At 64.9% G+C, this 20,668-nt stretch carries 16 protein-coding genes; 7 read left to right on the top strand and 9 right to left on the bottom strand.

From position 1 onward, the window contains the following. The first annotated feature begins 9 nt into the window (after window positions 1–9). The 4 genes from urtB to urtE are packed head-to-tail and all read left to right on the top strand — an operon-like array spanning window position 10 to window position 4,145. Window positions 10–1,581 carry an urea ABC transporter permease subunit UrtB gene (gene urtB / locus GM676_RS12690; protein WP_155463932.1) on the top strand — a complete coding sequence of 524 codons (1,572 nt, stop codon included), beginning with the start codon at window positions 10–12 and terminating at the stop codon, window positions 1,579–1,581. Then, on the top strand, window positions 1,578–2,651 hold the full coding sequence (urtC, locus tag GM676_RS12685) for an urea ABC transporter permease subunit UrtC (protein ID WP_155463931.1): 1,074 nt from the start codon (window positions 1,578–1,580) through the stop codon (window positions 2,649–2,651). Before urtB ends, urtC begins: the two co-directional genes overlap by 4 nt. After that, entirely contained in the window at window positions 2,648–3,442 is a 795-nt protein-coding gene (urtD, locus tag GM676_RS12680) for an urea ABC transporter ATP-binding protein UrtD (RefSeq protein WP_155463930.1), read from the top strand. Before urtC ends, urtD begins: the two co-directional genes overlap by 4 nt. Before the next feature lie 4 nt (window positions 3,443–3,446). Beyond that, entirely contained in the window at window positions 3,447–4,145 is a 699-nt protein-coding gene (urtE, locus tag GM676_RS12675; RefSeq protein ID WP_155463929.1) for an urea ABC transporter ATP-binding subunit UrtE, read from the top strand. Here urtE and GM676_RS12670 read toward each other — a convergent pair. Further along, on the bottom strand, window positions 4,123–5,196 hold the full coding sequence (locus tag GM676_RS12670) for an AI-2E family transporter (RefSeq protein WP_155463928.1): 1,074 nt from the start codon (window positions 5,194–5,196) through the stop codon (window positions 4,123–4,125). The two genes, urtE and GM676_RS12670, sit on opposite strands and share 23 nt — an antisense overlap. Before the next feature lie 12 nt (window positions 5,197–5,208). Continuing rightward, window positions 5,209–6,051 (bottom strand): c-type cytochrome, encoded by an 843-nt coding sequence (locus GM676_RS12665; protein WP_155463927.1) that lies wholly within the window; start codon window positions 6,049–6,051, stop codon window positions 5,209–5,211. An 80-nt stretch (window positions 6,052–6,131) separates the two neighbouring features. On the opposite strand from GM676_RS12665, the gene GM676_RS12660 reads away from it, so the two are divergent. From GM676_RS12660 to ctaD, 3 genes are read left to right on the top strand one after another with little or no spacing between them, the layout of a single operon-like run. Beyond that, a complete protein-coding gene (locus GM676_RS12660) occupies window positions 6,132–6,491 on the top strand; it encodes a c-type cytochrome (RefSeq protein WP_371866219.1) in 360 nt (119 codons plus the stop codon). Further along, entirely contained in the window at window positions 6,488–7,423 is a 936-nt protein-coding gene (locus GM676_RS12655; protein WP_155463926.1) for a cytochrome c oxidase subunit II, read from the top strand. The genes GM676_RS12660 and GM676_RS12655 overlap by 4 nt, the downstream gene beginning before the upstream one ends. Then, complete coding sequence (gene ctaD, locus GM676_RS12650) at window positions 7,420–9,915, top strand: cytochrome c oxidase subunit I (RefSeq protein WP_155463925.1); 2,496 nt, start codon at window positions 7,420–7,422, stop codon at window positions 9,913–9,915. Before GM676_RS12655 ends, ctaD begins: the two co-directional genes overlap by 4 nt. Here ctaD and GM676_RS12645 read toward each other — a convergent pair. From GM676_RS12645 to map, 7 genes are all read right to left on the bottom strand, one after another. Beyond that, window positions 9,902–11,167: a DUF445 domain-containing protein gene (locus tag GM676_RS12645; RefSeq protein ID WP_371866218.1), complete on the bottom strand. Its 1,266-nt coding sequence runs from the start codon at window positions 11,165–11,167 to the stop codon at window positions 9,902–9,904. The two genes, ctaD and GM676_RS12645, sit on opposite strands and share 14 nt — an antisense overlap. Before the next feature lie 33 nt (window positions 11,168–11,200). After that, window positions 11,201–12,103 carry a response regulator gene (locus GM676_RS12640; protein WP_155463923.1) on the bottom strand — a complete coding sequence of 301 codons (903 nt, stop codon included), beginning with the start codon at window positions 12,101–12,103 and terminating at the stop codon, window positions 11,201–11,203. After that, window positions 12,087–15,482: a hybrid sensor histidine kinase/response regulator gene (locus GM676_RS12635; protein ID WP_155463922.1), complete on the bottom strand. Its 3,396-nt coding sequence runs from the start codon at window positions 15,480–15,482 to the stop codon at window positions 12,087–12,089. The genes GM676_RS12640 and GM676_RS12635 overlap by 17 nt, the downstream gene beginning before the upstream one ends. 53 nt (window positions 15,483–15,535) lie before the next feature. Then, window positions 15,536–16,210, bottom strand: coding sequence for a flagellar brake protein (locus tag GM676_RS12630; protein ID WP_155463921.1), 675 nt, complete (start codon window positions 16,208–16,210; stop codon window positions 15,536–15,538). Between the two features lie 205 nt (window positions 16,211–16,415). After that, window positions 16,416–17,165, bottom strand: a complete 750-nt coding sequence (locus GM676_RS12625) for a pseudouridine synthase (RefSeq protein WP_211923218.1) — start codon at window positions 17,163–17,165, stop codon at window positions 16,416–16,418. Between the two features lie 24 nt (window positions 17,166–17,189). Further along, window positions 17,190–19,757: a [protein-PII] uridylyltransferase gene (locus GM676_RS12620; protein WP_155464005.1), complete on the bottom strand. Its 2,568-nt coding sequence runs from the start codon at window positions 19,755–19,757 to the stop codon at window positions 17,190–17,192. 18 nt (window positions 19,758–19,775) lie between these two features. After that, window positions 19,776–20,597 (bottom strand): type I methionyl aminopeptidase, encoded by an 822-nt coding sequence (map, locus tag GM676_RS12615; protein ID WP_155463920.1) that lies wholly within the window; start codon window positions 20,595–20,597, stop codon window positions 19,776–19,778. Window positions 20,598–20,668: the final 71 nt, after the last annotated feature.

Here is a 20,668-nt window from a genome sequence, read left to right as displayed (position 1 = left end):
ATCCGCATCTTGAAAAAACTCCTGCTCCTTGCATGCCTGCTGTTCGCAGGCGTTGCGCGTGCGGCGATCGATCCCGCCGTGCTGGCGCCCCTGGCTGGCGATGACCCGGACGCGCGCGTTGCGGCCATCGCCAACATCGGCGCACTCGCCACCGACGATGCCACGCGCCTGCTGACCGCGCTGCAAAACGGCGATGTCTACGCCACGCCCGAAGGCAAGCTATACATCGTTGCCGACGACAAGGCCACCGACGCCGCCACCGGCGCCACCGGCCCGCTGCCGGAAGGCCTGGACGGCGTGATGATCAACAACCGTCTGCGCGGCGCCATCGAAGAGGCGCTGTCCGCGCTGAAGATGTTCTCGCCCGAACGTTCCCAGCGCCTGGCGGCGGCCATCGAATTGCAGAAATCCGCCACGCTGTCGCAAGCGCCGTTGATCGAAAAAGCGCTTGGCAAGGAGACCGACGCCGAAGTACGCGACCTGTTGCGCCTCGTCGCCGCCACCGCCAACCTGCAATCGCCGGACGCCGCCAAGCGCCGTGGCGCGGTGGAAGCGCTGGCTGGCAGCAGCAACGCCAGTCTGCGTCCGACGCTGCAAGCCATGGTGTCCGGCGACGCCGACCCGAGCGTGCGCATCGCCGCCACGCAAACGTTGCAAGCGCTGGACAGCCGCCTCGCGCGCACGGAATTCATCGGCAATGTCTTCTACGGCATCTCGCTGGCCAGCGTGCTGCTGCTGGCGGCGCTGGGCCTGGCCATCACCTTTGGCCTGATGGGCATCATCAACATGGCGCACGGCGAACTGCTGATGATCGGCGCCTACACCACCTATCTGTGCCAGCTTGCCTTCCGCCGTTGGGCACCGGATGCGCTGGACTGGTATCTGGCCGCCGCGCTGCCGGCAGCCTTTGTGGTCACCGCCGCCGTCGGCATCGCGCTGGAGCGCACCGTGATCCGCTGGCTCTACGGCCGCCCGCTGGAAACCCTGCTGGCCACCTGGGGCATCAGCCTGATTCTGATGCAAGCCGTGCGCACCATCTTCGGCGCGCAGAACGTGGAAGTCGCCAATCCGTCGTGGATGTCCGGTGGCGTGACCGTGCTTGGCTCGCTGGTGCTGGCCTACAACCGCATCGTCATCATCGTTTTCGCGTTGCTGGTGGTGGCGGGCGTGTGGCTGATCCTGAACAAAACCCGTCTCGGCCTGTTCGTGCGCGCCGTGATGCAGAACCGCCGCATGGCTGGCTGCGTGGGCGTCTCCAGCGCCAAAATCGACATGATGACCTTCGGCCTCGGTTCCGGCATCGCCGGCCTGGGCGGCGTGGCGCTGTCGCAGTTGGGTAACGTGGGACCGGACCTCGGCCAGGGCTACATCGTCGATTCGTTCATGGTGGTGGTGCTGGGCGGCGTCGGCCAACTGGCGGGCACCGTGATTGCCGCGTTGGGACTCGGCGAGGCGAACAAATTCCTGGAACCGGTGGCGGGCGCGGTACTGGCCAAGATCGCCATCCTGATCTTCATCATCATCTTTATCCAGAAACGTCCGCAAGGCCTGTTCGCCATGAAAGGCAGGAGCGCAGAATGAATCATCCATCCCTGTTTTCGCGCCGCGCGTGGACTGGCATCGTTGCCGCCACCGTGCTGCTGGCGGCGCTGCCGCTGCTGAATCTCTTCTTTGCCGACGGCCATCCGCTGCACGTGCCGAGCTACATGGTGAGCCTGATCGGCAAATTCATGTGCTACGCGCTGGCCGCGCTGGCGCTCGATATGGTGTGGGGCTACGCCGGCATCCTGTCGCTGGGCCACGGCGTGTTCTTCGCGCTGGGCGCTTACGCGCACGGCATGTACCTGATGCGCTCCATCGGCCGCGAAGGCGTGTACCAGAGCGACCTGCCGGACTTCATGGTGTTCCTCGACTGGAAGGCCTACCCATGGTACTGGAGCGGCACCGACAGCTTCTGGGTGGCGTTGGCGCTGGTGGTGCTGGTGCCGGGCGTGCTGGCCTTTGTGTTTGGCTTCTTCGCCTTCCGCTCGCGCATCAAGGGCGTGTACTTCTCCATCATCACGCAAGCCATGACGTACGCCTTCATGCTGCTGTTCTTCCGGAATAACACCGGCTTTGGCGGCAATAACGGCTTCACCGACTTCAAGCGGATTCTGGGTTTCCCAATCAGTGCGCCAGGTACCAAGGCCACGCTGTATCTGGTGACGCTGGCCGTGCTGGTGGGCGCACTGCTGCTGTGCCGCTGGATCGTCAAGTCCAAGCTGGGACGCGTGCTGCAAGCGGTGCGCGATTCGGAGTCGCGCCTGATGTTCATCGGTTACAACCCGCTGTGGTTCAAGCTCTTTGTGTGGACGCTGTCGGCGGTGCTGTGCGGGATTGCGGGCGCACTGTATGTGCCGCAGGTGGGCATCATCAATCCGTCCGAAATGTCGCCGGCCAATTCGATTGAAATGGTGATCTGGGCGGCGGTGGGCGGCCGCGGCACGCTGCTGGGGCCTGTGATTGGCGCATTCTCGGTGAATGGGCTGAAAAGCTGGTTCACCGGCGCCTTCCCCAACCTGTGGCTGTTCGCCCTCGGTTTAATCTTCATCCTGGTGACGCGCTACCTGCCGCGCGGCCTCGCAGGACTGGTACGCAAGGAGCAGGCATGAGTTCAATGAACGACGGGCGAATTGCGCTGCAAGGGCTGGACACCACCCACGGCGCCATTCTGTACCTGGAAGAGATCAGCGTGGTGTTCGACGGCTTCCGCGCCCTGAACAAGCTGAGTCTCGATATCTCGGTCGGTGAGCTGCGCTGCATTATCGGCCCGAATGGCGCCGGCAAGACCACCATGATGGACGTCATCACCGGTAAGACGCGGCCGACCTCCGGCACGGCCTTCTTCGGCCAGACCATGGACCTGAGCCGCATGAGTGAGCATGAAATCGCCCACGCCGGCATCGGCCGCAAGTTCCAGCGGCCGACGGTGTTCGAACAGCACACGGTGTTTGAAAATCTCGAACTGGCGATGAAGATGGACAAGCGCGTGCGGCCGACATTGTTCGCGCGCCTGTCGTCCGAACAGCGCGGCAAGATCGACGAGATCCTCAAACTGATACGCCTGAACGGCAGCGAGCAGCGTCTGGCCGGTCTGCTGTCGCACGGCCAGAAGCAGTGGCTGGAGATCGGCATGCTGTTGATGCAGGAGCCGCAGCTGATTCTGCTGGACGAACCGGTGGCCGGCATGTCGGACGCTGAAACGGCGCGCACGGCGGAGCTGCTGAACGAATTGCGCGGCAAGCATTCCATCATGGTGGTGGAGCACGACATGGGCTTCGTCGCCGAGATCGCGCAACAGGGCGTGGTGACGGTGCTGCATGAAGGCTCGGTGCTGGCGCAAGGCCGCATGGACGAAGTGCAGGCCGATGATCGGGTGATTGAAGTTTATCTGGGACGCTAAGCATATGCTGCAAGTAGAAAAAATCAACCAATACTACGGTGCCGCCCACACCCTGCGCGGTGTGTCGATGGAACTGGAGAAGGGCAAGTGCATGGCGCTGCTGGGCCGCAATGGCGTCGGCAAGACCACGCTGCTGAAATGCCTGATGGGTGTACTGCCGGTATCTGCGGGCAGCGTCAAACTGGAAGGGCGCGACATCACCAGGCTGCCGCCGCACCAGCGTGCGCGGGCCGGCATCGCCTACGTGCCGCAGGGACGCGAAATCTTCGCCCGCTTGACGGTGGAAGAGAATCTGCTGATGGGCCTTGCCACACATAGCGGCAAGAAGGCCTCCACCATCAAGGGCGAAGTGTACGAACTGTTCCCGGTGCTGAAAGAGATGCTGCACCGGCGTGGCGGCGACCTGTCCGGCGGCCAGCAGCAACAGCTGGCGATCGCGCGCGCACTGCTGGCGGAGCCCAAGCTGATTATTCTTGATGAACCGACCGAAGGCATCCAGCCCTCCATCATCAAGGACATCGGCAACGTCATCCGCCTGCTGCGCCAGCGCGGCGACATGGCCATCCTGCTGTGCGAACAATACTTCGACTTCGCCCACGAACTGGCCGACCAGTTCATCGTGCTGTCGCGCGGCGAAGTGGTGGCGTCCGGTCAGCAGGCGTCAATGAACGATCCGGAGGTCAAGCGCCATCTGGCGGTTTAGGCGGCGCGTCGCCAAGCACGTCTTCGACGTAGAGCATGGCGGTCAGCACAGACAGCACCGCCGCCAGCGGCGTCGCCAGCGCGATGCCGGCCAGACCAAACAGGGCGCCGAACAGCATCTGCATGGCGATGGTCAGCGCTGGCGGCAGCGATACGCTGCGCGCCTCGATCAGCGGCGACAGCAGATAGCCTTCGGCCAGCTGGATGGCGAGGAACAGCAGCATTGTGTACAGACCCAGCTCAGGGCTGTGCGAAAACGCGATCAGCACCGCCGGAACCCCCGCCATCAAGGGACCAATGTAGGGGATGAAGTCGAGCAAGCCTGCGATCAATCCCAGCACCATGGCCAGCGGCACGTCCAGTGCCCACAGTCCGGCGGCGGTGGCCACGCCCACCACAATCATCGATACCGCTTTGCCGACCAGCCAGCGCGCCAGCGTGTCGCCGATGGCGTCCAGCACTTCACGCGCGCGTGCGCGGCGCGGTTGTGGAATCAGCTTGATGAAACCCTCGATGTACAGCGTGGGCTGGGCGGCGAAGTAGAGGCCCACGCACAGGATGATGACGGCGTTGCCCAGTGCCCCGAACACGCCACTGAATACCAGCCCGGCGTTGGGCACCATGGCGGTCAGCTGCTTGCGTATCTGTTCGGCGCTGGGCAGGTCGGACAGGATGCTGTGCAGGAAGGGGTTTTGCGCCACCGCCGCGCGCAGGCGTTCGATGGCGTCCGGCACCACCGAGCCCAGTTCCGCCGCCTGCTCGGCGATCTGCGGCGCCAGCGCCCAGCCGCCGCCGCCCATCAATGCCGCCAGCACCACGGCGACGATGGCCAGGGCGACACCGCGCCGCATCGGCAGGCGCCTGGCCATGCGGCGGCTTAGCTCATACAGCAGGATGGCAAACAGCGCGCAGGCGAACAGCAGCAACAGCACTTCCGCGCCATACCATAGCGCGGCCAGCACCAGAATGAACAGCATGCCGATGCCGTAGGCCAGCACCACGCGGTGCAGGAAGCTGCGTTCACTGCCGGGCGGTGGAGTAGCGGGCGGCATGGCGGTGTTCTCCTATGGTTGCAGCAGGTAGGCGGCGATGTCGCGCGCGTCGGACTCGGTCACCCCCATCGCCGGCATGGCGCTGTGCGGGCGTATGCGTTGCGGATCGCGCACCCATTGCGCAAGATTGTCCGCGTTGTTGGGCAGGCCGCCGGCGATGTACTGGCGTTTGGACAGATCGCGCAGCGGCGGCCCGACCAGGGTGTCGGGACCGGTCACGCCGGGAATGCGGTGGCAGGCGTTGCAGGCGTACTGGCTTAGCGCCAGATGGCCGCGCCGGGCGTCGGCTTGCGCGTGCGCTGGCCTGGCGCCGCGCTGCGGGTGGCCGGCTTGTTCCAGCAGGGCGGCATAGGCTTGCGGCGACAGGGCGGGCAGCGCTGCGAGGAAGGCCACCACTGCCCAGATATCGTCGTCCGACAGATGGTATTCCCAGGCCGGCATGCCGCTCATTTTGATGCCGTGGCGGGTGATCCAATACAGTTCGTTGGGATGCCAGCGGCGCGCGGCGTCGGCCAGCGGGCCGGGCACGGGCTGCATGCTTTGGCCGATATCGCTTTGCGCCACCCCGGGGGCGCCGTGGCAGGTCACGCAGTTGTCGCGATACAGGCCGGCGCCGCGCGCGGCCAGTTGCGGATTGGCCGGCGGCGGCACGATGTCGCGTGCATGGTGGCGCACCGATCGCTGCATGCCGAGTTCCAGCAGGCTGTGAACCCACTGGAAATGGGAGCGCGTGGAGGCGACGTTGTAAAAGCCGCCATACAACACCAGCACGCCGCCCGCCGCGCCAAGCGTCGCCAGCCCCGCCAATGTGGCGGCGGCCGTGATGGCAACGAGTCTGCGGCGGGAAGTGGTCATCACCTGCGTCCTATTGAAGCGACAATCATATTGTGATTCTTATAGTATATCGAGACCACAGGCTAAGGCGGGTTCCAATCGTGCGCATCCTTTTCCTCCTACCGTTGGCATGGCTGGTCGCGTGCGACAGCGGCGGCCCTGCGCCTGCGCGCGTGGCGGGCGGTGACGCGCAGCGCGGACAATCGTTGCTGGCGCAGTACCAGTGCGGATCGTGCCACCAGATCGCCGGTGTGGCGTCGGCGCGCGGCCAGGCCGGGCCGCCGCTAGACAGCTTTGGCCGGCGCAGCTACATCGCCGGCAACCTGCCGAATACGCCGGAAACGCTGGAGCGCTGGCTGGTCGATCCGCCGGCCATGAGGCCCGGCACCGCGATGCCGGCGATGGGCGTGTCGGCGCAAGATGCGCGCGACATCGCGGCTTATCTGTACGCGCTGCCATGACGGACCATCAGCAATCGGTGCTGCACCCCGCCGGGCCGGACGCGGAAACGATCGCGCAACTGGCGTGGGTGATGGCCGGCGGCGCGGTGCTGATTTTTGCCGGGGTGATGGTGTTGTGCGTGATGGGGTTGCGTGGCCGGCGCGTGGTGCATGCGCGCTGGTGGCTGTGGGGCGGCGGCATTGCCTTGCCAGTGCTGGTGCTGTCCGCGCTGCTGGCGTTTTCGACCCTGCGCGGCGCGCAACTGAGCATGCCATCGTCGCGGCATGCGGTGAAGATCGCGGTGGTGGCACGGATGTGGTGGTGGGAGGTGCGTTACACCGATCCGGCAGGGGGGCCGGATATCGTGTTGGCCAACGAGGTACGGATTCCGGTGGGACAGCCGGTGTACCTGGGCTTGAGCAGCGCGGACGTGATCCACAGCTTCTGGGTGCCGGCGCTGGCGGGCAAGGTGGACATGGTGCCGGGCCGCTTGCATGGCATGACCCTACAGGCCGATCGCGCCGGCGTGTATCGGGCGCAATGCGCGGAGTATTGCGGCCAGCAGCATGCGCAGATGGCGTTGCACGTTGTGGCGCAGAGCGGGCCGGAATTCGCGGCCTGGCTGGCGCTGCAAGCCAGGCCGGCCAGCCCGCCGCCTGCGTCGGACAGCCTGGCCGCGACGGGCCGGCGGGTGTTCGAGCAACAGCGTTGCGCCGCCTGTCACACCATCCGTGGAAGCGCCGGTGTGCAAGGCGGGTTGGGACCGGACCTGACGCATGTGGGCAGCCGCCTGTATCTCGCCGCCGGCGCGCGGCGCAATGAGCGTGGCGCGCTGGAGGCATGGATCGCCGATCCGCACGCCATCAAGCCCGGCGTGCGCATGCCGGCCAGCGCCGACCTTTCACGCGCGGACCTGCATGCGCTGGCGGCTTATCTGGAGCAATTGAAATGACCACACCCAGCTCCCTGCCACGCCCGGACGGCGAACTGGAAGAACTGGCCCGCGTCTGGCGCACGCCGCGCGGATGGCGCTTTCTCACCACCGTCAACAATTCCACCATCGGCCTGCTGTACATCGGCACGGCGCTGCTGTTCTTTGTATTGGCCGGCATACTTGGCCTGCTGATCCGCGTGCAGCTGGCCGTGCCGGACAACGGCTTCCTCAGCGCAGGCGTCTACAACCAGGTGTTCACCATGCACGGCACGGTGATGATGTTCCTGTTCGCGATACCCATCGTGGAAGCCATCTCCGTGTTCCTGCTGCCGGCCATGCTCGGCGCGCGCGACTTGCCGTTCCCGCGTCTGTCCGCCTATGCCTACTGGGCCTATGCGGCCGGCGGGATCGGCTTCTTCCTCAGCATATTCGCCGGACTGGCGCCAGACGGCGGTTGGTTCATGTATCCGCCGTTGACCGGCAAGGAGCATTCGCCTGGCATCAACGCCGACTTCTGGCTGCTGGGCATAGGCTTTATCGAAATCTCCGCGATTGCCGGCGCGATTGAACTGATCGTCGGCATCCTGTTCACGCGCGCGCCGGGCATGACGCTGAGCCGGATGCCGGTGTACGCGTGGGCCATGCTGGTGATCGCGTTGATGATCGTATTCGCCTTCCCGGCCATTATCGCCGGCACCACGCTGCTGGAGCTGGAAAGGGCCTACGACTGGCCGTTCTTCATTCCGGCGCGCGGCGGTGATCCAGTCTTGTGGCAGCACCTGTTCTGGTTCTTCGGCCACCCCGAGGTCTACATCATCTTCCTGCCGGCGGCCGGCATGGTATCGATGATGCTGCCGGCGCTGGTCGGCGCGCGGCTGGTCGGTTACCGTGCCGTGGTGATCGCACTGGGCGCGGTGGGCGTCATCAGCTTTGCCCTGTGGGCGCACCACATGTTCACCGCGGGCCTCAGCCTGTGGTCGTCCACGCTGGTGTCGGCCGCCAGCATGATCGTGGCGATACCGACCGCGCTGCAAGTGTTCGCCTGGATAGCGACCTTGTGGCGCGGCCGGGCGCGCCTCAACGCGCCGACGCTGTTCGTGCTGGGCTTCCTGTTCATCTTCGTGCTGGGTGGACTGACCGGCGTGATGGTGGCCGTGCTGCCGTTCGACTGGCAGGCACATGACAGCTATTTCATCGTCGCCCACCTGCATTATGTGCTGATTGGCGGACTGGTATTTCCCATGTTCGGCGCCCTGTATTACTGGCTGCCGCTGGTGAATGGGCACCGGCTCTCGGAAGCGCTGGCGCGCTGGGTGTTTGGCCTGATGTTCATCGGCATGAACCTGGCCTTTTTCCCGATGCACATCAGCGGCTTGCTCGGCATGCCGCGCCGCGTCTACACCTACGCGCCGGAGATGGGCTGGAATGCGTTTAATCTGGCGTCCAGCATTGGCGCGCTGATATTCGCGCTTGGCGTGCTGCTGTTCATCTGCGACGCCGCGCGCACGCTGCGCAGGCCGCAGCGCGATCATGGCAATCCGTGGCAGGCCGGCACGCTGGAATGGATACCGGCCGAGGACCATGCGACGCGTAGCATTCCCGACGTGCGGTCGCTGGAACCGCTGTGGGACAATCCGCGCCTGGTGGAAGAGGTGCATGCCGGTGCGCACTGGCTGCCCGGCACCGCCACCGGCCGGCGCGAGACCATCGTCACCAGCCCGGTGCGGGCCAGGCCGCTGTATCTGCAAGTGCTGCCCGGCGACAGTTGGTGGCCACTGGCGGCCGCATTGGGCACGGCAGGCTTCTTCCTGCTGCTGACGGTGCAGCTGACAGTGATCGCCTGGGTATGCGGGATGATCGCGATCGCTTCCGTGCTGGCATGGATGTGGCAATCGGACAGCCTGCCGGGACTGCCCGAAATGCGCAGCGCGCAGGTGGCGGACGGCGTGACGCTGCTAGTCGGCGCCACCGGACTGGCCTCGCATTCGCTGTGGGCGACCGTCATCATGCTGGTGGTGGACGGCACCGTGTTTGCCTCCTTCGTTTTTACGCATATTCACACCGCGATGCGGCTGGACATTTGTCCGCCGCCCGGTGCGGCCTTGCCGGCGGCCGGGTGGAGCTGGTCGGCCTGCGGCCTGCTGCTGGCGGGATCACTGCTGATGGCATGGGCGCGGCGGCAAGCGGCGCATGGGCGGCAGCGGCTGGCCTTCCTGCTGGCACTGTGCTGCATGCTGGCGGGCGTGGCGCTGGATATCGGTAGCTGGATCGCGACCCGCCTTGATCCCGCCAGCACGGCCTGGGCGGCGTCGGTGGCGGTGATGCTGTCCTATCAAGGCCTGCATGCGGTGCTGCTGGCGATACTCGCGGCCTACCTGTGGATGCGCTCCTGGTGCGGCCGGCTAACTGCCGTGAACCGCGCCACGCTGGACAACTGCACGCTGATATGGCACTACACCACGCTGCAAGCCTGGTGCCTGGCAGCCGCCATCCGCATTACAGCAGGCTGACCGCAGTGCTGAGCAGATACAACAGCAGGCCTATCATGGCCCCCACCAGCGTGCCGTTGACGCGGATGAATTGCAGGTCCTTGCCGATATTGAGTTCGATCTGGCGCGACATGTCTTTGTTGTCCCAGGCTTTGACGGTGTCGCTGATGTGGCGCGTCAGGAAGCTGGAGAAGGCTGGCGCCAGTGTGCGGGCCATGCCGGCCAGATGCTGGTTGAGGGAGGCGCGCATGTCGGGGTGGGACAGCAGTTCCTCGCTCAGCCACGCGCCGGCTTGCATCACGCCTGCATTCAGGCGAGAGTCTTCGGCTGCGATGTCGGCGCGTATCCAGTCGCGCACGCTGGTCCATATGTCTTGCGTGTAGCGGTTGAAGGTTGCGCTGTCGCGCAGGTAGCGCTTGAAGTCCTCGCCCTTGGCGATGAAGGCGGGATCGGTTTGCAGCCGCACCACGAAGCGCTGCACCATGTCGTCGAAGCGCACGCGCAGTTTGTGGTCTTTGTCGGCGGCGACGTTTTCCATGATGTTGTTGAGCGTATTGGCGATCATCACGGCGCCGTTTTCGCTGATCCATTCGGTCGGCAGCACCAGTTCCATGGCCGCGTGTTCGCGCTTGAGCCAGGAGGTAATCAGTTCGGCCATCAACTGGCGCGTGGTGGGGCGGTTCAGGATGCCGATCAGTGCGCGCATGCCGTCGTCCAGCAGTTCCTGATGGCGGCCTTCGCGCGTCAGGCTGGCGATCACGGTGCCCAGCGACGGCGCCATATCCAGTTTGCCGATGGCGGCGTGCAGCGCGTCTTTCAACAGTTGCTGGATGCGGGCGTCATCGGCGGTGGCAAGAATTTCGGGGACCAGTTTGGCCAGATGCGTGGCGAGGTAGGCGCGGTTGGCCGGCTCCTTCAGCCATTCGGCCACGTTGGTGGCGGGATCGGTTTTCAGGATGACGGCGGCCAGCGATTCCGGCTTGAGGAATTTCTCTTCCACGAAGCCGGCCAGGTTGTCGGCGATGCGGTCCTTATTGTTCGGGATGATGGCGGTGTGGCGCGAGACGAACGGTATCGGCACTTTGCGGAACAGCGCCACCACGGCAAACCAGTCGGCCAGCGCGCCGACCATGGCAGCCTCCGACACGGCGCGCAGGCCGTCGGTCCAGAAGCCGCGCTGCATGAAGGAGGTGGCCAGAAAAACCGCGCAGGCGCCGGCCAGCAGCGACAGTGCCAGCAGCTTCGAGCGTTTCAGTTCATCTTCTTTGGTCATATTTGCCATATGACCCAGTGTATGACAAATCGCTCAGGAACGCTCCATTTTGGCCAACGCGACGGAGGCTGCCGAGGTGCGCGTCTCCACGCCCAACTTCACGAACACGTGTTCCAGGTGCTTGTTGACGGTGCGCGGGCTGGTGCCGAGGATGTCGCCGATGTCGCGGTTGGTCTTGCCCTTGATGACCCAGTTCAGCACCTCGGATTCGCGCTGCGTCAGTTTGAAGGAGGCCATCAGCTTTTCGATCTGGGCGGCGTCCGATTCCTCGCGCAGCACGATCATCCATTGTTCGTTCTCGCTGAATTCCGCCGCAGAGAAGATCAGCCGGCGGGCGCCGCGCACCAGCGTCAGTGGCGGATGCGACTGGCCCTTGCCGTGCGCTTCCTGCGTCGCTTGCAACCACGAAGGCAGTTCGGCGTCGGCCGCGTAGCCTTGCATCAGCGTGCGTGCCAATGGCGTTTGCCAGACGATTTTGCCGTCGCGTGGCGTCATGGCGATGACGGCGTTGCCGAAGGCGTCGAGCGCGGTGCGGGCCTGGTCCATCAGGCGCGCGGTTTGCATGTGCGAGGCGATGCGGGCCAGCACTTCGCTGGTGCGCAGCGGCTTGGTGACGTAGTCGTTGCCGCCGGCGTCGAAGGCCGCCACCACGTGTTCGGCTTCGGTCAGGCCGGTCATGAAGACCACCGGGATGTGGCGTGTGGCGAGGTTGGCTTTCAGATGGCGGCAGGTGTCAAAGCCGTCCATGCCGGGCATGATGGCGTCCAGCAGGATGATGTGCGGCTGCGCTTCGGCGGCGCGGATCAGCGCCGCCTCGCCATTGTTCGCCACCAGCACGGTGTAGCCGGATTCGTCGAGCGCGTCGTGCAGCACGGCGAGGTTTTCCGGCACGTCGTCCACCACCAGCACAATGCTGGATTCACTGTTGAAGTTCATTGTTATCTTTCACAAAGTCGGCCATCGCGTCCAACTGGAAGCGGGCGGCAAAGTTGCGCATGGTGTGGCTGAATTGCGGGTAGTGCGGTTCGATCTCGTCCAGCTTTTTCTGGATGCCGCGCACGTAACCGACGCGTATCAGTTCGCGCAGCGCATCCATGATGTCGTCCGGCGGGAACACCATGGCCGGCGGCGCGGCGGCGGCTGGCGCGGGCGGCGTGGCCTGGGCGATCCATTCCAGCGACAGGCGCGCGCCTATCCAGTCCAGCAGCTCGTTCACGTTCACCGGCTTGATGAAGAAGTCTTCGGCGCGGATGGCGGCCGGGTTTTCCATGCCTTTGTCGAATGCGTTGGCGGAGACGATGGCGATCGGCGTCACCGACATTTCGCGGCGGCGCAGGATGTAGCTGGCTTCCCAGCCGTCCATGCCGGGCATGGCGAGGTCCATCAGGATCAGGTCCGGCTTGAAGGTGGCGTAGAGGTCCAGGCACTCAAGGCCGGATTCGGCCTGCGCCACTTCAAAGCCCAGCGGCGACAGGATGTTGAGCAGCAGCTCGCGGTCCACACGCTCGTTGTCGACCACCAGGATGCGGCGGCGCGGGCCGCGATAGCCGGTGCGTTGCGGCGGCGCTTCGCCGCGGCGCCCGCCCGCGTGTGCGGCGCCTGCCGCGCCGCCGCCACCACGCCCATCGCGCGCGTGCACGCTGGGCAGGAACAGCCGCACCTGAAACACGCTGCCGCGCGGTGTGCTGCGGACTTTGAGTTCGCCGCCCATCAGTTGCGTCAGCATGCGCGCGATCGGCAGGCCAAGGCCGGTGCCGCTGGCGTTGGCGTGCGCGCTGGCGCTGCCGCGCGAGAAGGGTTCGAAGATGTGGTCTATCTCTTCCTGCAAGATACCGGGACCGGTGTCCTCGATCTCGAACGACGCCATCTCGCGCGCGTACTGCAAGCGCATGACGATGCCGCCATGGCTGGTGAACTTGACCGCGTTGCCCAGGATGTTGATCAGGATTTGCCCCAGCCGCTTGCGGTCCGCGCGCACGCAATGGGGCAGGGCGCCGGTCAGTTCGTAGCGGAAGCTGAGGCCCTTGTTGGCCGCCTGGAGTTCGAACATGCGCACCACCTGGCCGATGAAGTCGGGGAAGTCCAGCTCCTTCATGTCGAAGTGCAGCTTGCCGCTTTCGATGCGGGCGATATCGAGCGTGCCTTCGATCAGCGACAGCAAATGCTCGCCGCTGTTGCGGATCACGCGCACGGCCTGCTGGCGATGCGCGGGAATCGCCGGGTCGTTATCCAGCAGCTGCGCGTAGCCGAGGATGGAATTCAGCGGTGTCCGGATCTCGTGGCTGATGCCGGCGATATAGCGGCTCTTGGCCTGATTCGCCAGGTCGGCGGCCTGCTTGGCCTGCTGGAGCTGGGCGTCGGTTTGCTGGTGCAGTTCGATCTCGCGCGTCAGCAGGCCGGTCTGGCGATTGGATTCTTCCTGTGCCACGCGCCGGCTTTCGCTGGTCAGCACCAGCCACCACGCGACGATGCCGCTCAACAGCAGCAGCGCCGCGAAGATTTTGAAGAACACCAGTTGCAGCTGCGGCAGCAGCGCCGCATCCGGCAGCACCGATTGCTCGTGGTAGTAGATCAGCCCAAGCAGCGCGCCCAGCGACAGCACGGTGACGATCATCAGCAACAGGTAGTGTCCCAGCCCGCCGCTCAGGTAGCGCCACAGCGATTGCGGCAGGATCGCGCGCATGGCTTCCTGCCATTGCACGGCCACGCGCGCGTGCGGCTTGCAGGTGTCGTTGCAGCGGGCGTCGAGGCAGCAGCACAGGGAACAGATCGAGCCCTGGTAGGCCGGGCAGTGCGCCATGTCTTCCGACTCGTATTCCTTCTCGCAGATGACGCAGGTCTTGCTGTGGACCGCGGCGGCCGGGCGGGCGATGTAGTAGCGCCCGCGCGTCGCCAGCGCGATCAGCGGCGAGGCCACCAGCGCCGTCGCCAGCGCGATGAAGGCGGAGAAGGCCTGCGCCTGCGCGCCGAACATGCCCATGAACGCGGCCACCGATAGCGCGGACGCCAGCAGCATGGCGCCCACGCCGACCGGGTTGATGTCGTACAGGTAGGCGCGGCGGAACTCGATGCCCTTGGGGCTCAGGCCCAGCGGCTTGTTGATCACGAGGTCCGCCACCACCGCCGTAATCCAGGAGATGGCGATGTTGGAGTACAGGCCCAGCACCTGATCCAGCGCCTGAAACACATCGAGTTCCATCAGCAGCACCGCGATCAGCGCGTTGAACACGGCCCACACCACGCGGCCCGGATGGCTGTGGGTCAGGCGCGCGAAGAAGTTGGACCACGCCAGCGAGCCGGCGTAGGCGTTGGTCATGTTGATCTTCACCTGCGACACCACCACCAGCAGCGCGGTCGCCGCCAGCGCCATCTGCGGATGGCCGAACACCAGGCCGAAACCGGCCAGGTACATATGGGTCGGATTCACCGCCTGCGCCAGCGGCATGGCACTGCTGATGGCCAGCCACGCCAGCAGCGCGCCACCCAGCATCTTGGCGATGCCAAGCAAAATCCATCCGGGACCGGCGGCCAGCACGCCGAAGTGCCAGCGCAGGCGATTGGCGCGCGTCCGCTGCGGCATGAAGCGCAGGAAGTCGACCTGCTCGCCGATCTGCGTGATCAGGGCCACGCCCACCGCCGTCGCCGCGCCGAACATCAGCACGTTGAAGTGGCCGTGGCTGCCGTCCTTGCCGGCGTAGTCCAGCAGCTGCGCCGGCAGTTCCGGGCGCTTGATGAAAATCGCGATGAAGGGCAGGGCCATCAGCACCAGCCAGACCGGCTGCGTCACCATCTGGATGCGCGAGATCAGCGTCACGCCGTGCGTCACCAGCGGCACCACGATCAGGGCGCTCACCATGTAGCCCAGCCATAGCGGCAGGCCGAAATACAGCTCCAGCGCATAGGCCATGATGGCCGCTTCCAGCGCAAACAGAATGAAGGTGAACGAGGCGTACACGAACGACGAGATGGTCGAGCCGATGTAGCCGAAGCCGGCGCCGCGCGTCAGCAGATCCATGTCGACGCCGTAGCGCGCGGCGTAGTAGCTGATCGGCAGGCCGGTGAGGAAGATGATCAGTCCCACCGCCATGATGGCCCACAGCGCGTTGATGAAGCCGTAGTTGACGGTGATGGTGCCGCCGATGGCTTCCAGCACCAGGAAGGAAATCGCCCCGAACGCCGTGTTCGATACGCGGAACACCGACCAGCGGCGGAACGCGCGCGGCGTGTAGCGCAGCGCGTAATCCTCGATGGTTTCGTTGGCGACCCAGGTGTTGTAATCGCGCCGTATTTTGACGATGCGCTGTGGTGTGGTCATAAAAAAAGCAGCTAGTGAACTAGCTGCTTTTTAAGCAAGGAATATGCCTGTCTTTAACCGTAGCGCTTGCCGGCGTTGAGCTTGTCGAGCAGGCGCTTGAGTTCCTCTTCCATGGCCGGCGACAGGTTGGCGAACTGGCAACCGATCTGCACCTGTTCGCCCAGCAGGAAGGAGCGGAAGGTGCGCGACAGGCGCACTTCCAGGTCGGCGATCATGACTGTCTCCGGGCCCAGCTCCAGCCGCACGCGTTGCAGCTTGCGTCCCACGTGCAGGCCGACCGCATCGCGCGGGGCCGCGCGCATGCCGACGCCGCCGGCGGAAAAGTCGTACAGCTGCAATTCATAGGGCTTGCCGTTGAGGACGAAGGAGGCCATGTAGTACACGCCCAGCGGTGTTTCCAGCCGCGTCGACGCGCGGCGGTTCAGCACCTGGCATTTGAGCGGGAACTCCAGGTTCAGCAGGGTCGGCTGCTCCGGCAAGGCCGGCCAGGTGTCCGAGCTCAGCTTGAACTGGAGCTTGGACGAGCGCAGCCAGGCGACAAAGGTGGCGTCGCCGGGCGGCAGGAACTCGCCTTCGTTCAGCTCCAGCACAAAATAGGGATTCTTCGGGTCGACCGACTTGATTCGCGCCATCACCACATTGGTGGCGCCGGCCGGGTAAATCGACACCGGCTCGCCGCTATCGGCCAGCAAGGACAGGGCATCACCGATGTCATTTTCATCGGTCATGTCGTGGGGCTTCGAACCCGTCGCGATTGGCTCCACAGCGTCTTTTAGGGTGGGGGGCCCGCGGCGAAATTCATTTGGTATTGGATCGTTCACGACGGCATATCTCTTTGATAATGACTTCTATGATGCGAGGTCGATCTGCGCAGTTTACAGCGGTTTCAGTCTTTTGGCTTGCAAAATAGCAAGAAATTTGATTTCCTGTGGTTCAGAAGCGCTCGTCCGGGCGCAAATAGCGCCATTGGCCGACCGGCAGGTCGCCCAGTTTCACTTTGCCGATGCGCACCCGTTTCAATCCAACAACTTTCAAGCCCACCATTTCGCACATGCGGCGGATCTGGCGTTTCTTGCCTTCCTTCAGCGTAAAGCTGAGCTGGTCGTCGTTTTGCCAGCGCACCTTGGCCGGCAGCAGCGGCTTGCCGTCCATCCACAGGCCGTGGTTGAGTTTTTTCAGGTCGCTGTCCGGCAGCTTGCCCGGCTTGGTGTACTCGACCCGCACCAGATACTCTTTGTCGACCTCGGTGGTCTCGCCGATCAGGTGCTTGGCCACGCGGCCGTCCTGGGTCAGCACCAGCAGGCCGACCGAGTCGATGTCCAGGCGGCCGGCCGGCACCAGCGAACGCAGCTGCGTCGGGTGGAACTGCTCCGGCGACGGATCGTCCGGCCAGCGGTTTTCCGGCTTGATCAGGGCCACGGCCGGCTGGTAGCCGTCCTCGGCCTGGCCGGACACGTAGCCCATCGGCTTGTTGATCAGGATGGTCACGCGCTTGGATTGCTCGGCGGCGGCCTGACGCTCGACCGTGACTTTCTGGCTCGGGTAAATCTTGGTGCCCAGTTCGCTGACGACCTTGCCGTCAACCCGGACCCAGCCGCGCGCGATCCATTCGTCGGCCTCGCGGCGCGAGCACAGGCCCAGTTCGGACATGCGTTTGGACAGGCGGAGTAATTCTTCAGACATTGCGAAACTCTTTTAAAACGGGGGTTAAACCTTCATTGCTTCCAGCAGGTCGGTTTCCAGCTGGATCTGGTTGCGGGCGTTGGACAGGGCGGCGCCATCGATCAGGAACACGTCCTCCACGCGCTCGCCCAGGGTCATCACCTTGGCCGTGTGCAGGTTGATCTTGTACTTGGTCAGCACGTTGGCGATCGAGTACAGCAGGCCGGTGCGGTCGTTGGCGGCCACCGACAGCAGGTAGTATTGGCCGCGCTCGTCCGGGCGCAGGTCCACGGTCGGCTGGATCGGGAAGGTGCGCGACAGGCGCGACAAGCGGCCCTTGCCCGGCGGCGGCAGCGGCTCGGGCGAGGTCAGCAGGCCGCACAACTCGTGCTCGATCAGGCTGATGATGTCGCGGTAGCTCTTGGCGAAGTTCTGCTCGGTGACCAGGAAGGTGTCCAGCGCGTAGCCGTGGCGCGTGGTGTGGATCTTGGCGTCGAGGATGGAGAAATTCTTGCGGTCGAAATAGCTGCAAATGCGCGCGAACAGGTCGGGCTGGTCCTTGATGTAGACGGCGATCTGCAAGCCCTCGCCGATCGGCGCCAGGCGGCACTTGACCACCGGCTGTTCGCTGTTGAAGCGCTCGTACAGGGCGCGCGTCTGCCAGGCGATGTCGGAGGCGTCGTGGCGCAGGAAGTAGGCCATGTCCAGCTGCTTCCAGAACGCCTCGTGCGCGTCCGGCGCCAGGCCGTACAGGCGCAGCGTGGCCAGCGCCTCCTGCTGGCGGTTGCGCAGTTCGTTGTCGGCGCTGTGCTCCTCGCCGCCCAGCACGCGCAGGGTGATCTTGTACAGGTCTTCCAGCAGCTTGGCTTTCCAGGCGTTCCAGACTTTCGGGCTGGTGCCGCGGATGTCGGCCACGGTCAGCAGGTACAGGCCGGTCAGGTGGCGCTCGTCGCCCACCACCCTGGCGAAGGCCTGGATCACGTCCGGGTCGGACAAGTCCTGTTTCTGCGCCACTTGCGACATGGTCAGGTGGTTGCCGACCAGGAACACCACCAGTTCGGTGTCCTCGTCGCTCATGCCGTGATCGCGGCAGAACTGCTCGGCGTCGGCCATGCCCAGCTCGGAATGGTCGCCGCCGCGGCCCTTGGCGATGTCGTGGAACAGCGCCGCCAGGAACAGCACCCACGGTTGCGGGAAGTTGGCCATCAGCTGGCTACAGAACGGGTACTCGTGCGCGTGCTCGGCCATGGTGAAGCGGCGCATATTGCGCACCACCATCAGGATGTGCTGGTCCACCGTGTAGACGTGGAACAGGTCGTGCTGCATCTGGCCGACGATCTTGCGGAAGTTGGGCAGGTAGCGGCCCAGGATCGACAGGTCGTTCATGCGGCGCAGCGCGTGGATGACGCCCACCGGCGCCTGCATGATGCGCAGGAACAGCGCGCGGTTGACCGGATCGGCGCGGAACGCCGCATCGATCTTGAAGCGCTCGTGCCACAGCGCGCGGGTGGCGCGCGCCGTCATGCCTTTGAGCGAAGGGCGCTCGGTCATCAGCAGGAAGATTTCCAGCATGGCCGACGGCGTCTTCTCGAAGGTGTCGTCCTCGACGATGTCGATCAGGCCGTTCACATCGTTGAAGCGCTCGTTGATGCGCACCGCCTCGCCCGATTGCGGGAACAGCCGCTCCTCGATGTTTTGCAGCAGGATGGTGTTGAGCTGGGTGACCGTCTTGGCGGCCCAGTAGTAACGCTGCATCAGGTATTCGCTGGCGCGGCGCATGTGGACGCCGCTGCCGGTGGCGGTCAGGCCCAGCGATTCGGCGATCGCGGTCTGGACGTCGAACACCAGCCGGTCCTCGCGGCGGCCGGCGTGCAGGTGCAGGCGCACGCGGATGTCCTTGAAGGCGCGTTCCTTTTCCATCAGCTGCTTGGCTTCGGTCTGCGTGATCAGGCCGCTGGTGGCCAGGGTGCGCCAGGAGTTGGCCAGGCCGGCGGCCTTCACCAGCCACAGGATCACTTGCAGGTCGCGCAGGCCGCCCGGACTTTCCTTGCAGTTGGGCTCCAGGCTGAAGGCGGTGTCCTCATATTTCGCGTGCCGCTGCTTCATTTCCAGCACCTTGGCGTGGAAGAAGGCGCGCGGGTCCATGGCGGCCGCGTAGCGGGTTTCCAGCTGCTGGAACAGCTGCTCGTCGCCGCAGATGATGCGCGCTTCAAGCAGGCTGGTCTGCACGGTGATGTCGGCCGCCGATTCGCTCAGGCACTCGTCCACGGTGCGGATGCTGTGGCCGATTTCCAGGCCCAGATCCCACAGCAGTTGCACCAGTTCCTCCAGCTTGGCCGTGGTGTCGGCGTCCGGCGCCCGCTCCAGCAGGATCAGCAGGTCGACGTCGGAATAGGGGAACAGCTCGCCGCGGCCGTAGCCGCCGACGCCGATCAGCGCCGTGTTGTCCGGCAGATCGGCCGCGTGCCAGGCGGTGCACAGCACCGCATCGACCGTCTGGCGCAGGCTGCGCAGCAGTTTTTCCGGCTTGCCGTCTTCCTTGAAGGCGGCAATGACGACCTGGCGGTCGGCCTTCAGCTGGCGCTTGAGCTGTTCGCGCAGTTCCTTCTTCATCACGGCCGCGTTCACGGTTTACGCTGCCTTGGCGGCGGCGCCGGTGACGAACGCCGGCGGCGGCGGGCTGCCGGCCGACAGGGTCAGCACTTCGTAGCCGGTCTCGGTCACCAGGATCATGTGTTCCCACTGGGCCGACAGGCTGCGGTCCTTGGTTTTGATGGTCCAGCCGTCGCCCATTTCGCGGATTTCGCGGCGGCCGGCGTTGATCATCGGCTCGATGGTGAAGATCATGCCGGCTTCCAGCCTGACGCCGGTGCCGGGGCGGCCGTAGTGCAGCACCTGCGGCTCTTCGTGGAACACCTTGCCGATGCCGTGGCCGCAGAATTCGCGCACCACGCTGTAGCCGGCTTTTTCGGCGTGCTGCTGGATGGCGTGGCCGATGTCGCCCAGGAAGGCGCCCGGCTTGACTTGCTCGATGCCCAGCCACATGCACTCATAAGTCACTTCCGACAGGCGCCGGGCCAGGATCGACGGCTCGCCGATGAAGAACATGCGGCTGTTGTCGCCGTGGTAGCCATCCTTGATGACGGTGATGTCGAGGTTGACGACGTCGCCATTTTTCAACACCTTGTCGCCCGGGATGCCGTGGCAGATCACGTCGTTGACCGAGGTGCAGATGGCCTTGGGGTAGGGCGTGTAGCCCGGCGGGCAGTAGTTCAGCGGCGCCGGGACGGTGCCCTGCACGTTGACCATGTATTCGTGGCACAGGCGATCCAGTTCGCCGGTGGTGACGCCCGGCTTGACGAACGGGGTGATGTAGTCCAGCACTTCGGAACCGAGGCGGCCGGCAAGGCGCATGCCTTCGATATCTTCGGCGGTTTTGATGGAGATAGACATATTGGATCGCAATCTGCAAAGTAAACGGTGAACACGCCCGGCGCGCTGCTCGTTGAAGAGCGTGGCGGCGT

Origin of the sequence: Duganella radicis (assembly GCF_009720825.1) — a bacterium.
In the GTDB taxonomy this organism is placed as follows: domain Bacteria; phylum Pseudomonadota; class Gammaproteobacteria; order Burkholderiales; family Burkholderiaceae_D; genus Rugamonas; species Rugamonas radicis.
This window is presented reverse-complemented; position numbering and strand designations above follow the sequence as displayed.